At 75.5% G+C, this 13446-nt stretch carries 12 protein-coding genes, 1 pseudogene and 1 riboswitch; of the genes and pseudogenes, 9 read left to right on the top strand and 4 right to left on the bottom strand.

Features of this window, described 5'->3' with window-relative positions; translation table 11 throughout:
- The first annotated feature begins 53 nt into the window (after nucleotides 1-53).
- Nucleotides 54-163, top strand: a riboswitch (TPP riboswitch).
- From thiE to thiC, 7 genes and pseudogenes are all read left to right on the top strand, one after another.
- Nucleotides 158-784: a thiamine phosphate synthase gene (gene thiE, locus AC1WTP_RS05855; protein ID WP_481648201.1), complete on the top strand. Its 627-nt coding sequence runs from the start codon at nucleotides 158-160 to the stop codon at nucleotides 782-784. Its footprint overlaps the riboswitch before it by 6 nt.
- Nucleotides 778-1899: a glycine oxidase ThiO gene (gene thiO / locus AC1WTP_RS05860; RefSeq protein WP_481648202.1), complete on the top strand. Its 1122-nt coding sequence runs from the start codon at nucleotides 778-780 to the stop codon at nucleotides 1897-1899. Before thiE ends, thiO begins: the two co-directional genes overlap by 7 nt.
- Nucleotides 1890-2090 carry a sulfur carrier protein ThiS gene (thiS, locus tag AC1WTP_RS05865; protein WP_481648203.1) on the top strand — a complete coding sequence of 67 codons (201 nt, stop codon included), beginning with the start codon at nucleotides 1890-1892 and terminating at the stop codon, nucleotides 2088-2090. The genes thiO and thiS overlap by 10 nt, the downstream gene beginning before the upstream one ends.
- Nucleotides 2087-2857 carry a thiazole synthase gene (locus tag AC1WTP_RS05870; protein WP_481648204.1) on the top strand — a complete coding sequence of 257 codons (771 nt, stop codon included), beginning with the start codon at nucleotides 2087-2089 and terminating at the stop codon, nucleotides 2855-2857. The genes thiS and AC1WTP_RS05870 overlap by 4 nt, the downstream gene beginning before the upstream one ends.
- Nucleotides 2858-2961: 104 nt before the next feature.
- A pseudogene (locus AC1WTP_RS05875) lies at nucleotides 2962-3561 on the top strand (thiamine phosphate synthase); the annotation flags it as partial.
- Nucleotides 3562-3860: 299 nt separating this feature from the next.
- On the top strand, nucleotides 3861-4649 hold the full coding sequence (gene thiD / locus AC1WTP_RS05880; protein ID WP_481648205.1) for a bifunctional hydroxymethylpyrimidine kinase/phosphomethylpyrimidine kinase: 789 nt from the start codon (nucleotides 3861-3863) through the stop codon (nucleotides 4647-4649).
- 17 nt (nucleotides 4650-4666) lie between these two features.
- Nucleotides 4667-6259, top strand: coding sequence for a phosphomethylpyrimidine synthase ThiC (gene thiC / locus AC1WTP_RS05885; RefSeq protein WP_481648206.1), 1593 nt, complete (start codon nucleotides 4667-4669; stop codon nucleotides 6257-6259).
- Nucleotides 6260-6336: 77 nt separating this feature from the next.
- On the opposite strand, the gene AC1WTP_RS05890 is transcribed toward thiC, so the two are convergent.
- From AC1WTP_RS05890 to AC1WTP_RS05905, 4 genes are all read right to left on the bottom strand, one after another.
- Nucleotides 6337-8949: a DNA polymerase III subunit gamma/tau domain-containing protein gene (locus AC1WTP_RS05890; RefSeq protein WP_481648207.1), complete on the bottom strand. Its 2613-nt coding sequence runs from the start codon at nucleotides 8947-8949 to the stop codon at nucleotides 6337-6339.
- Between the two features lie 77 nt (nucleotides 8950-9026).
- A complete protein-coding gene (locus AC1WTP_RS05895) occupies nucleotides 9027-9335 on the bottom strand; it encodes a cupin domain-containing protein (RefSeq protein WP_447134681.1) in 309 nt (102 codons plus the stop codon).
- On the bottom strand, nucleotides 9332-10282 hold the full coding sequence (locus tag AC1WTP_RS05900; protein ID WP_481648277.1) for an LLM class F420-dependent oxidoreductase: 951 nt from the start codon (nucleotides 10280-10282) through the stop codon (nucleotides 9332-9334). The genes AC1WTP_RS05895 and AC1WTP_RS05900 overlap by 4 nt, the downstream gene beginning before the upstream one ends.
- Before the next feature lie 11 nt (nucleotides 10283-10293).
- Nucleotides 10294-11076 (bottom strand): ABC transporter ATP-binding protein, encoded by a 783-nt coding sequence (locus AC1WTP_RS05905; RefSeq protein WP_481648208.1) that lies wholly within the window; start codon nucleotides 11074-11076, stop codon nucleotides 10294-10296.
- A 268-nt stretch (nucleotides 11077-11344) separates the two neighbouring features.
- Here AC1WTP_RS05905 and AC1WTP_RS05910 point away from each other — a divergent pair, with 268 nt between their 5' ends.
- Together AC1WTP_RS05910 and AC1WTP_RS05915 are read left to right on the top strand one after the other, a co-directional pair.
- Nucleotides 11345-12376 (top strand): ABC transporter substrate-binding protein, encoded by a 1032-nt coding sequence (locus AC1WTP_RS05910; protein ID WP_481648209.1) that lies wholly within the window; start codon nucleotides 11345-11347, stop codon nucleotides 12374-12376.
- Nucleotides 12377-12474: 98 nt separating this feature from the next.
- Nucleotides 12475-13365: an ABC transporter permease gene (locus tag AC1WTP_RS05915; RefSeq protein WP_481648210.1), complete on the top strand. Its 891-nt coding sequence runs from the start codon at nucleotides 12475-12477 to the stop codon at nucleotides 13363-13365.
- Nucleotides 13366-13446 lie beyond the last annotated feature (81 nt).

Below are 13446 nucleotides of genomic sequence, written 5' to 3' on the forward strand. Positions count from 1 at the left end.
GGGGTGGGCCAGACCACCTTGGCAGGCCGGCGGATCTGTCGTACGGTGACACCGACGTAACCCACGGGAGCCCGGTGAACCGGGCTGAGAGGGGGGCTGGAAGCCCCCGACCGTCGAACCTGATCCGGGTAATGCCGGCGCAGGGAGGAGTGTTGCCGTGCCGTCCCTTGGGCGACTGCATCTGGTCACCGACACCCGACCCGGGCGGGATCCGCTCACCGTCGTCCGGGCCGCCCTCGCGGTGGCCCGCGCCGAGCTGGTGGTGCAGGTCCGGGTGGAGGACTCCGCGACCGACCGGGAGGCGTACGACCTGGCCCGCCGGGCGGTCGCGCTCTGCGCCGGCTACGGCGCCACCTGCCTGGTCAACGACCGGCTGCACGTGGCCCTGGCGGTGGGCGCCGACGGCGGGCACGTCGGCGCGGACGACCTGCCGGTCGGCGCGGCCCGCCGGGTGCTCGGCTCCGCCGCCGTGCTCGGCGCCACCGCGCGTGACCCGGGCACCGCCACCGAAGCGGTCGCCGCCGGGGCCAGCTACCTGGGCGTCGGCCCCTGCCACCCGACCGCCACCAAGGCGGGCCTGCCCGACCCGATCGGCCCGGCCGGGGTACGTGCGGTCGCCGCCGCGGTGGACGTGCCGGTGATCGCCATCGGCGGGGTCACCGCCGCGAGCGTGCCGGCGCTGCGGGCCGCCGGGGCGTACGGGGTGGCGGTGGTCGGTGCGCTCTCCGGCGCCGCCGACCCGGGTCGGGCGACCGCCGACCTGCTCGGGGCGCTGACGTGCTGACCGGCGGCCGGCCGGACGTGGCGGTGGTCGGCGCGGGGCCGATCGGGCTGGCCGTCGCCTGGCGGTGCGCGGCGCGGGGACTGCGGGTGGTCGTGCACGACCCGGCCCCCGGGTCCGGGGCGTCGGCCGTGGCCGCCGGGATGCTCGCCCCGGTCGCCGAGGCGTACTTCGGCGAGCGCGAGCTGACCGGGCTGCTCTGCGAGTCCGCCGCGCGCTGGCCGGCCTTCGCCGCCGAGCTGACCGGGGCCAGCGGACTGCCGATCGGCTACCGGACCGAGGGCACCCTGATGGTCGGGCTCAGCGCCGACGACCTCGCCGAGGCGGGCCGGCTCTGGGCGTACCAGCAGGGACTCGGACTGCCGGTGACGCCGCTGCGCCCCTCGCAGCTGCGCGACCGCGAGCCGGCGCTGGCCCTCCGGGTGCGCGGCGGCGCGCTGGCCGCGACCGACCACCAGGTCGACCCGCGGCTGCTGGTGCCGGCCCTGCGGGCCGCCGCGGAGGCGGCCGGCGCGGTGCTGGTGCCCGGCGCGGTGCGCCGGCTGTCCGAGGTGGACGCCGGGATCACCGTGGTGGCCGCCGGCTGCGGCGCCGCCGCGCTGGCCGGGCTTCCGGTCCGGCCGGTGAAGGGGCAGGTGCTCCGGCTCCGCGCGCCCGGCGGCGATGCGCCGGGCTTCCGGCACGTGATCCGGGGGTACGCCGACGGCGAGCACGTCTACCTCGTGCCCCGCGCCGACGGCGAGGTGGTGGTCGGCGCGACGGTCGAGGAGCGGGCCGACCGCACGGTCACCGCCGAGGCGGTGCTGCGGCTGCTCCGCGCCGCCGTCGACCTGCTCCCCGAACTGGCCGGGTACGACCTGGTGGAGGCGGTGGCCGGGCTGCGCCCCGGTACGCCGGACAACGCCCCGATCCTCGGCCCGCTACCCGGCCGGCCGGACGTGCTCGCCGCGACCGGGCACCACCGGCACGGCATCGTGCTCACCCCGGTCACCGCCGACCTGATCGCCGACCTGGCCGCCGGGGGAGCGCCGGACCCGCTGCTCGCCCCCTTCACGCCCGACCGGTTCGGGCCGGCCCGCCCCGACCAGCAGACGACGGAGGAGGACAGGTGGAACTGACGGTGAACGGCGCCGGGCGGACGGTGCCCGGCGGCGCGACGGTGGCCGAGCTGGTCCGGGAGGTCACCCCGGAGCAGCGCGGCGTGGCGGTGGCGGTCAACGGCGAGGTGGTGCCGCGGGCCGGGTGGCCGGCGACCGTGCTGTGCGACGGCGACCGGGTCGAGGTGCTCAGCGCCGCCCAGGGCGGGTGAGTGCGGTGACCTTCGCGCTGGGCGGCGTCGCGTTCAACTCCCGGCTGATCCTCGGCACCGGGGGCGCGGCCAACCTGCACGTGCTGGAACAGGCGATCCGGGCGTCCGGCACCGAGCTGGTCACCGTCGCGCTGCGCCGGGTGGACACCACCCCCGGCGGGCTGCTGGCGCTGCTCGACCGGTGCGGGGTGCGGCTGCTGCCGAACACCGCCGGGTGCTACACCGCCGGTGAGGCGGTCAAGGTGGCGCGGCTGGCCCGGGACGCCTTCGAGACCGACTGGGTGAAGCTGGAGGTGATCGGCGACGAGCGGACCCTGCTGCCGGACGGGGTGGAACTCCTCCGCGCCGCCGAGGAACTGGTCGCCGACGGGTTCACCGTGCTGCCGTACACCAGCGACGACCCGGTGCTCGCCCGCCGGTTGGCCGACGTGGGCTGCGCGGCGGTCATGCCGGCCGGTGCCCCGATCGGCTCCGGCCTGGGGATCTCCAACCCGCACCACATCCGGCTGATCCGGCAGAGCGTGGACGTGCCGGTGATCCTGGACGCCGGCATCGGCACCGCCTCGGACGCGGCACTGGCCATGGAGCTCGGCTGCGACGCGGTGCTGCTGGCCAGCGCGGTGACCCGGGCCGCCGACCCGGTGGCGATGGCCACCGCGATGCGGTACGCGGTCGAGGCCGGCCGGCTCGCCGCCGGCGCCGGCCGGATCGCCCGCCGCTTCCACGCCCTGCCGTCCACCCCCGACGACGGCAGGCCCGACCTGTGACCCCGCCTCCAGGGGCGACCGCCGCTCCGGCCACAGCAGATCTTGGAAGGAAACGGCCCCTGGAGGGGCCGGATTCCTCCAAGATCTCGTCGGGCACCCGGCGGGTGCCCGCGGGGGTCGTGGTGGTGACCGATCGGCGGGTGGCGCGACGGCCGTTGGTGGAGGTGGTGGCGAGGGCCGTCGGTGGCGGAGTCCGCTGGGTGGTGCTGCGGGAGAAGGACCTGCCCCGCGCCGAACGATCGGCGCTCGCGGCGGAGTTGCGGCCGATCCTCGCCGAGGTCGGCGGCACTCTGATCGTCGCCGGGCCCGACCCGCTCGACGGCGACGCCGTCCACCTGCCGTCGGCCGGGCCCTACCCGCCACCGCCGCTCAACCTCGTCGGCCGCTCCTGCCACGACCGGGCCGAACTGGCCCGACTCACCACGGAGGACTATGCCATCCTCTCGCCCGTCTACCCCACCAGGACCAAACCCGGCTACGGCCCACCCTTGCAGCCCCGCGGGCTGGCCGAGCTGATCGCGGCCAGCCCGGTGCCGGTCCTCGCCCTCGGCGGCATCGAAACCCGCGACCAGGTGGACGCCTGCATCAGGGCGGGTGCGGCAGGAGTGGCCGTCCTCGGCGCCGTCATGCGCGCCGACGACCCCACCGAGGCCGCCGCCACGCTGACCAGAGCCTGCCAAGCGGCAACCGCCACCCCGACCAGACCCCTCGAAGAGGCGACCACCATGCCGACCAGAGCCCCCGAGGTGGCGGTTACCCAGGTGCCGGGTAGCCGCCAGGAACGGGCGGACGCCCCCGACGTGCCGCGCCGCCGGCAGCCACGCGCGGAGGTCTCCGAAACGGGGCTGCGGCCGACCGTGCCCACGCAGGGATCAAGCCTGACCGCCCGGAGTGGGCACGGGCGGACGCAGCCCCCAACCGCACCCACGACGAGCGCGCACGGCCGGCCGCAGCCCCCAACCGCGACCACGACGAAGCGTGACGCACCGACCAGGGGAGAGGCGTGACCCCGACCACCGTCCTCACCATCGCCGGCTCCGACTCCGGCGGCGGCGCCGGCATCCAGGCCGACCTCAAGGTCTTCGCCGCCCTCGGCGCGTACGGGACCAGCGTGCTCACCGCGGTCACCGCGCAGAACACCCGGGGCGTCGACGCGGTCCTGCCGCTGCCCCCGCGCACGGTCACCGACCAGTTGGAGAGCGTGCTGGCCGACTTCACCGTGCGCGCGGCCAAGACCGGGATGCTGGGCAGCCCGGCGGTCGCCGACGCGGTCGCGGACGCGGCCCGGGCCGGCCGGCTGCCGCACCTGGTCGTCGACCCGGTGCTCGTCGCCACCAGTGGACACGCGCTCGGCGTGGTCGCCGCCGTCGAGCGGCTGCTGCCGTACGCGGAGGTGGCGACGCCGAACTGCGCGGAGGCCGCGGCCATCACCGGACGCCCGGTGACCACTGTCGAGGAGATGGTCGCCGCGGCCGAGGCGCTCGCGGCGGGCGGCCCGGCGCACGTGGTGGTGACCGGCGGCGACGTGGACGCGGACGGCGAGGCGGTCGACGTGCTGCGCGGCGGCGGCGTCACCACCCTGCTGCGGGCGCCCCGGGTGGCCACCCGGCACAACCACGGCACCGGGTGCTCGTTCTCGGCGGCCATCGCCGTCCGGCTGGCCCTCGGCGATCCGGTGCCGGCGGCGGTGCGGACCGCCAAGGAGTACGTGACCCGCGCGCTGACCGGCGCGCGGGACTGGGAGTTGGGCGCGGGACGCGGCCCGCTGGACCACTTCGGTTGGTCCGGTTGATCACCAGGGAGGCTGTCATGCAGGCACGTCGCAAGGTGTACGTCGAGGGTTCGCGGCCGGACGTCCGGGTGCCGTTCGCCGAGGTGGTGCTGACCGGCGACAACCCGCCGGTGCGGCTCTACGACACCTCCGGGCCCGGCTCCGACCCGGCGGTCGGGTTGCCGCCGCTGCGCGGGCCGTGGATCGCCGAGCGCGGGGACGTCGCGCCGGTGCGGGGCGCGGGCACTCCGCTCGCGGGCGCGGGTGGCCGGCGTCCCACCCAGCTCGCCTACGCCCGGGCCGGCGTGGTGACCCCGGAGATGGAGTTCGTGGCGATCCGGGAGGGGATGGCGCCGGAGTTCGTCCGGGACGAGATCGCGGCCGGGCGGGCGGTGCTGCCGCTCAACGTCAACCACCCGGAGTGCGAGCCGGCGATCATCGGCAGGGCGTTCCTGGTGAAGGTGAACGCGAACATCGGCACCTCGGCGGTCAGCTCATCGGTGGCCGAGGAGGTGGAGAAGCTGACCTGGGCGACCCGGTGGGGCGCGGACACGGTGATGGACCTGTCGACCGGCAAGCGGATCCACGAGACCCGCGAGGCGATCGTCCGGAACTCTCCGGTGCCGATCGGCACCGTCCCGATCTACCAGGCGCTGGAGAAGGTCGGGGGCGACCCGGTGAAGCTGAGCTGGGAGGTGTTCCGGGACACCGTCGTCGAGCAGGCCGAGCAGGGCGTGGACTACATGACCGTGCACGCCGGGGTGCTGCTGCCGTACGTGCCGATGGCGGTCGACCGGGTGACCGGGATCGTCTCCCGGGGCGGCTCGATCATGGCGGCCTGGTGTCTGGCGCACCACCGGGAGAACTTCCTCTACACGAACTTCGCCGAGCTCTGCGAGATCCTGGCCCGCTACGACGTGACCTTCTCGCTCGGCGACGGGCTGCGGCCCGGGTCGATCGCGGACGCCAACGACGAGGCGCAGTTCGCCGAGCTGCGCACCCTGGGCGAGCTGACGAAGGTCGCCTGGGAGCACGACGTGCAGGTGATGATCGAGGGCCCCGGGCACGTGCCGATGCACAAGATCAAGGAGAACGTGGACCTCCAGCAGGAGTGGTGCCACGAGGCGCCGTTCTACACGCTCGGCCCGCTGACCACCGACATCGCACCCGCGTACGACCACATCACGTCGGCGATCGGCGCCGCGATGATCGGCATGTTCGGCACCGCGATGCTCTGCTACGTGACCCCGAAGGAGCACCTCGGGCTGCCGGACCGGGACGACGTGAAGGCCGGCGTGATCGCGTACAAGATCGCGGCGCACGCCGCCGACCTGGCCAAGGGGCACCCGGGCGCCCAGGCCTGGGACGACGCGCTGTCCAAGGCGCGGTTCGAGTTCCGCTGGGAGGACCAGTTCAACCTCTCGCTGGACCCGGAGACGGCGCGGTCGTACCACGACGCGACGCTGCCGGCGGAGCCGGCGAAGACCGCCCACTTCTGCTCGATGTGCGGGCCGAAGTTCTGCTCCATGAAGATCACCCAGGAGCTGAAGGAGTACGCGGCGCGCGGCATGCGGGACAAGTCGGCGGAGTTCGTCTCCTCCGGCGGGCGGGTCTACCTGCCGCTGGCCTGACGCCCGGCGGTGCTGACCGCGTTCCTCCGGGTGCGGTTGTTGTCGCGGGAGCAGCAACAACCGCACCCGGAGAACGGTCAGTCGCGGTGGTGGCGGCCGGTGGAGCGCAGCGAGCGGCGGCCGGTCTCCTGCTCCGGCTCGTTGTCCGCCAGCGGCCGGCCCAACCCGGCCACCCAGTCGACGTACTCCTCGTCCTGCGCCGGCAGCGGCTCGTCGTCCGCCGCGTCGGGGCTCTCCTCGCCGGTCCGGGCGCGGTTGCGCCGGAACAGCCCCAGCCGGCCGCGGAGCCGGCCGCCGTTCTGCTCCGTCCCGGTGGGCGCCGGCTCCGGGTCCGCGTCGGCGGGGGTCCCGGCCGGGTCGTCGGCCGCTGCGTCCGGCGTGGATCCGTCGGGCGAGGCGCCGTCCGCCGGCGGTACCGGGCCGGCGCGCCGGGCGGTGGCGAGCGCCTCCCAACTGGCGGCCCGATCCAGGTCGGGCAGCGGAGCCCGGTGCCGGGGCCGGCGGCCGGGCTCGGGCGTCTCCTCGGCCGGGGCCGGTCCGGTCGCCTCGCCCCGGACGGCGGGCGCCGGCCGGGGCGGCGCCGACCACGCGGGCGCGACCGGCCAGGTGGAGCGCGGCGCGGCCGGCCGTTCGGGCGTGGGGGTGGCGGGCTCCGGCACCGGCCTGAACACCGGCCGGGCGGGCTCGGGCGTCGCGCCGTGCCGCTCACCCACCTCGGGCGCCGGCGCCTTGGCTGCCGGTGCGCCGGTGGCGTCCACGACCGGGACGGTCGGCGCGGCGGTGGAGTCCACGGTGGTGGTTACGGGCGGGACGGCCGCTGCGGCGGCCGGCGTGGGCGTGCCGGTGTTCCCGGCGTGGGCCGGGGCGGCGTCCGCGGTGCGGGCCGCGGTGGGGGCGTCGCGGTCGGCGGTGGCGGCGGAGCCGGCGGCCGGTTCCGGGCCGGCCGAAGCGCTGCCGGGTGCCGCCGGCTCGGCGGCTGCGGCGGCGGGCGTCGCCGGGGCGGTCGGGCCGGTGCGCTTGGTGGCGGCCTTCGACTTGCGCGCCCGCCGGGGTCGGGGGGCGGGCTGCTCGGCGGCGCCCGCCGCCCCGTCGGCCGGCTCGGCGGCCACCGATTCGTCGTGCGGCGCGGCGGCGGCCGGGCGGCGGCTCGTCCGGCTGGCGGCCGGGGTGCCGGTGGGGCGGGACGACCGGGCCTTCCCGGTGCCGCGCGCCTGCTCGGCCGCGTCCTCCGCCGGGACGGGTTCCGGGTGCGCGTCCGACGCGGGGCCGGCCGCCGCCGCGGGGTCCGTCGGCTCGGCGGCGGCCGACGTCGCCGTGGCCGGGGTGGGCTCGGCGGGCGAGGTGGAGCGCGCCGCGCCTCGCGTGGACCCGACCGGCGCTCCGGGCGTCGTGGGGAACGTCGTCGGCTCGGTGGACGTCGCCGGACGCTCCGCCGGTCGGTCCGGCGACGCGGTCCGCGGGGCGGGTGCCGGCGCCGCACCGCCCGCCTGGCCCGTCCCCGGCGTGGTCAGCGCGTCGGTGGTGGTGTCCCGGGTGGACGGGTGGTCGCCGGTGCGCGGGGGCAGCTCGCCGGTCGGGCTGGCCGCCAGCCAGTCCCAGTGCGCCGGAGCCGCCCGGCCCGTGGATCCGCCGGCCGTGGGCACGGTGCCGATCGCGTCCGTGCCGGTGGACCGGGCGGCCAGGTCGGCGCCGGCCGGCTCGGCGACCGGCTCGGTCCGCGCCGATCCGGCCTCGGCGGGCGCCCCGGCGGTCGGCAGGTCCGGACCGGCGGGCAGCGGTCGCAGGATGTCGGTCGGCTCGATGGCCGGCGTGCCGGGGGCCGGCGTGCCGGCGGCGTGCGCGCCGAGCGGCCAGCGCGCCAGCGCGGCGGCGGCCGAGCCGAGCGCGCCGGCGGCGACCGCGAGCAGGGCCCCGTAGTAGGGCGCGAGCTGGTAGCGGTCGATGACGTCGCCGGGGCCGGCGGTCAGGTAGGCGAACGCCACCAGCACCGGCCCCGCCACCCCGGTGGCCCCGGCCACCAGCGGCGGGTGCCCGCGCCAGCGGGCCGCCGCCCCGGTCGCCGCCCCGGCGAGCAGGGCGGTCGTCGGCAGGACCAGCATCGCCAGGCGCTGCGCCGCGTCGGCGTCGAGCCAGGCCGGCTCGAAGACCCCGAGCCGGGCCATCGGCAGCTGCCCGGTGGTGGCGAGCGACGGCGCGACCGACAGCAGCGCGAGCAGCCAGAGCACGCCGGCGACCGCCGCCATGTTCCAGCCGACCGGCGGCTTGACCAGGACGGCCAGCGCGGCGCCCGCACCCACCACCGCGCCGAGGACGGCGCAGATGCCGACCGCCCAGACCGGGTCGACGGAGACCAGCTCGGCGGCCCGCGCGGGCTGCATGCACAGCGGCGCGACCACGGTGGCGCCCAGCGCGGCGGCGGCCGCGACGGCCAGCTGCCGCCCGGTGCCGGTGAGCGGATGGTCCCGCCGGGCGATCCGTTCGGTGAGGACGGCGCCGACCACGGCGGCGTTCGCCGCGCACCAGCCGACCCAGACCAGCTGGGCCGGCCACTGGTTGACGGTGACGCCGGTGAAGCTGCCGGTGAGCCGCAGGATGCCGAAGCCGTACGCGAGGCCGAGCTGACCGGCGCCGGCCAGCAGGCTCACCCCGAGCGCCGTGAGCAGCAGTCTGCTCCAGGTCCGAAAGGCCATGTCCGGCACGTTACGGTCCGGTGCGCCCGATCGCCACCGGCGCGCCGTGCGGCGTGCCGGCCCTGCTCGCGGCGGGTCTACTTGAGTTCGACCAGGCGGGCCAGGTAGGTGGTCTCCCCGACGTTGGTGAGCATGTGGACGGCGCCCGGGTCCCGGTAGACCACCCCGCCGGTCGGCTCGTCGGCGTCGATCCGGGTGCCGTCGATCGTCTGCACCACGTTCTTCGCGCCCTGGATCGCCACCACCAGGTACGGGTGGTCGTGCCGGTGCAGCGGCTGGCGCTCGCCGGGTTCGAGCCGGATGTGCCACACCCGCACCCGGTCGTTCTCGTACACGATCTCCTGGCCCACCGGCCCGAGCTCGTGCTCGTCGATCACGTCGGTCATCGGTCTCCGTTTAGGTGGGGGAGCACCTCGGCGGCGATCAGCTCGAGGTGGTCCAGGTCGGCGAAATCGATCAGTCGCAGGTGCACCCGGGTGGCGCCGGCGGCGGCGAACTCGCCGATCCGGTCGACCAGCTGCGCCGGCGAGCCCACCACCGGGTCCTCCGGCGGCAGGGCGCTCTTGACGTGCAGCGGGGCGGCCCGCCGCCGGGCCTCGGTGTCGGTCCGGCCGATCGCCACCACGATCCCGGCGGAGAGCACCAGCGGCGGCCGTCCGGAGGCGGACCGGCCAAGCCGGTCGCTGGCCTCCCGCACCCGCTCGTACGCCTCGGCGGTCTCGGCGACGGACTTGAACGGCATGTTGAACTCGTCCGCGTACCGGGCGGCCAGTTCCGGGGTGCGCTTCGGGCCGCGTCCGCCGACGATCACCGGCGGCCCGGGCGTCTGCACCGGCTTCGGCAGCGCGGGCGCGTCCAGCAGCCGGTAGTGGTCGCCGGTGAAGCTGTACGTCTCGCCGGGCGGGGTGCGCCACAGCCCGGTGATCACCTCGAGCTGTTCGGCGAGCCGGTCGAACCGCCCGCCCACGCCGGGGAAGGGGATCCCGTACGAGGTGTGCTCCCGCTCGTACCAGCCCGCGCCGATGCCCAGCTCCACCCGGCCGCCGCTCATCTGGTCGACCTGCGCCACCATCACGGCCAGCGGACCGGGCAGCCGGAAGGTGGCGGAGGTGACCAGCGTGCCGAGCCGGATCCGGGTGGTCTCCCGGGCCAGCGCGGCCAGGGTCAGCCAGGCGTCGGTGGGACCGGGCAGGCCCGGGTCGTCGCCCATCGACTGGTAGTGGTCGGCCCGGAAGAAGCCCTCGAAGCCGCCCGCCTCGGCCAGCCGGGCGAAGCGGAGCTGATCGTGGTAGCTGGCGCCGCGGTGCGGCTCGGTGAAGACACAGACCCGCATGCTCATCGTCCTCATCGTCCTTCTGCGGTGGGCGCCGGTGCGTCCCGCTCCATCAGCAGCTCGTGCAGGTCGGCGCTGACCTGGGCGACGTCCGCCAGGTGCGCGTTGCGGCCCAGGGTGCGCGGCCGGGGGATGGCCACCTCGACGATCCTGCGGATCCGGCCGGGGCGGGGGCTGAGCACCACCACCCGGTCGGCCAGCAGGACCGCCTCGTCGATCGAGTGGGTGACGAAGACGACGGTGGGCGAACTCTCCATGTGGATCCGCTGGAGCTCGCCGGAGAGTTCCTCCCGGGTGAGCGCGTCGAGCGCGGAGAACGGCTCGTCCATCAGCATCACCCGCGGTTCGCCGATCAGCGACCGGCACAGCGAGACCCGTTGCTGCATGCCGCCGGAGAGTTCGTGCGGCAGGCGCCTCTCGAAGCCGGCCAGCCCGGCCAGCTCAAGCAGTTGCCGGGCCCGCTCCCGGTGCTTGGCGCGTTTCCAGCCGAAGATCTCCACCGGCAGCAGGACGTTGTCCAGCACCGTGCGCCAGGGGAGCAGGGCCGGCCGCTGGAAGAGCATCGCGATGTCCCGGCGCGGGCGGGTGATCGGCGTACCGGCCACGGTGATCTCGCCGCTGGTCACCGGGAGCAGGCCGGCGATCAGCCGCAGCAGGGTGGACTTGCCGCAGCCGGAGCGGCCGAGCACGGCCACGAACTCGCCCTCGGCGACGTCGAGGTCGATGCCGCGCAGCGCCTCGACCCGGCCGCCGCGACCGTCGAAGGTGCGGGACACCCCGGACACTCGGATCATCTCCGGCGGCCTCCCCCTGAGTGGGCGATCAGGAACGCGGCAAAGGGTATCCGGCTCGTGCCCATCACGCACCGTCCGGGGTGGACGTCAGTTTGTTTCCGTTCCGCAACCCGGTACGCCTGGCATCGCAAAGGTCTGTTTCTCGTACGCTGTGCCCGCGAAGAGTCCCCTCACGACGGTGGTGTCGGCTTCACCCCCTCCGCCGACCCCGCCAGACAACCCCTCCGGTGGCCCTGCCGGCCCCGGTCGGAAAGGACATGGTGCACTGATGAGAAGGCTGACCCGTACGGTCGCCACGGCCGCCCTGGCCACCGCCCTGGCCCTGGTCTCGGCATGCAGCGGTGGCTCGGACTCCGGTGACGATGCCAAGGGCCCCGAGGGCGCGGCGCTGGAGAAGGTGACCTACCTCACCTCGTTCGGCAACTTCGGCCGCGACTCCTACGCCTGGGTGGCGAAGGAGAAGGGGTTCTTCAAGGACGCGGGCTTCGACGTGGAGATCAAGCCGGGTCAGGGCACTGGCGCCGTGATCCAGACGATCGTCGGCGGCCAGGCTCAGTTCGGCCCGATCGACCTGACCGGCGGCCTGCTCCAGCTCGGCAACGGCCAGGCGAAGGACTTCGTCGCGGTGGCCGCGATCCAGCAGCGCACCATGGCCGCGATCGCCACCGTCGAGGGCAAGAACATCGCGTCGCCGAAGGACCTGGAGGGCAAGAAGCTCGCCGACACCCCCGGCTCCGTGGTCCGCAACCTCTTCCCGACGTACGCCCGGATGGCCGGCGTGGACGCCAGCAAGGTGACCTGGGTCAACGGTGAGGCGCAGACCCTGATGGGCACCCTGGCCAGCGGGCAGGTCGACGGCATCGGCCAGTTCGTCGTCGGGCAGCCGACGATCGAGACGGTGACCAGGAAGAAGGCCGTCATGCTGCCGTACAGCAACGTGATGCAGGACCTCTATGGCAACGTGCTGATCACCTCGGCGAAGATCGCCAAGGAGAAGCCGGACATGGTCAAGCGCTTCACCGCCGCCCTGCTGAAGGGCCTGGAGTACAGCCTGGCCAACCCGAAGGAGGCGGCCGAGCTGCTGAAGAAGAACGTGGACGCGACCAACGTGGACGCGGCCGCCGCCGAGCTGCAGCTGATGGCCGGGTACGTCCGGTCCAGCAACTCCGGCACCGCGCTCGGCACCCTGGACAGCGGCCGGGTCGCCAAGAGCATCGCGATCCTGCAGGGCGCCGGTTCGCTCAAGCAGAACCTCACCCCCGACCAGATCATCGACTTCAACCTCGCGCCGAAGGCCTGAGGCGACGCCGAGCGTGCCACGGGGGTGCGACCCGCCGGGATGACCGGGGGCCGCACCCCCGTCGCGTGCCGGCGGCGGCCGGCAGGAGAGGAGGACCCGTGACGGAGACGACCGGTACCCGACCCGGCCCCGCGGAGGCGGAGCGGGGGGCCGACGCCCCGCCGGGCGCACCCGGGGTGACGACGCCCACCACGCCGGTGGCTCCGGCCACCCGCCGGCGCGACGTACGACCGGCGGCGGTCGGCCTGCCGCTGCTCGGTCTGGTGATCGCGCTGATCGCCTGGTGGCTGGTCACGTCGGTGCTGGAGCTGGTGCACCCGGCCTCCCTGCCGCCGCCGCAGGCGGTGTGGAGCGCGCTGGCCTCGACCGCCGACGTGCTGCTGCCGGCGCTGGGGCGCACCACCCTGATGACGCTGGTGGGCTTCCTGCTCTCGGCGGTCGCCGGGGTGCTGATCGGGATGACGCTGGCCGCCTCCCGCCGGGTCGAGCGGATGTTCGCGCCGTTGCTGGTGGCGGTCAACGCGGTGCCGAAGATCGCCCTCGGTCCGCTGCTGGTGGTCTCGGTCGGCTGGGGCGAGAAACCGATCCTGACGATGGTCTTTTTGCTCTGCTTCTTCCCGATCGTGCTCTCCACGGCGACCGGGCTCACCACCACCCCGGCGGACCTGGCCGAGCTGGCCCGGTCGCTGAACGCCTCGTGGTGGCAGGCGTTCCGCAAGGTGCGCTTCCCGGCCGCGCTGCCGCAGATCTTCGTCGGGCTCAAGGTGGCCATGCCGCTGGCCGCGATCGGGGCGGTGATCGGCGAGTTCTACTCGGACCTGCCGGGGCTGGGCTACCAGATCCTCCAGTACAACGGCATCGGGGACACCGCGACCGCCTGGGCCGCGATCGTGCTGATCGCGGCGATGAGCATCGTGCTCTACAGCGCCCTCTCCCTGGTCGAGCGCCTCGCCCTCCCCTGGGTCCGCGAAACCACCAGCAGCCGGTAACCCCCCGGACCGCAGCACACCCTCAGATCACCCACCACAGAGCGCCGGGCCGGCCCCCATGGGAGGGGTCGGCCCGCGCCG

It is taken from the genome of Micromonospora sp. R311 (assembly GCF_056780015.1).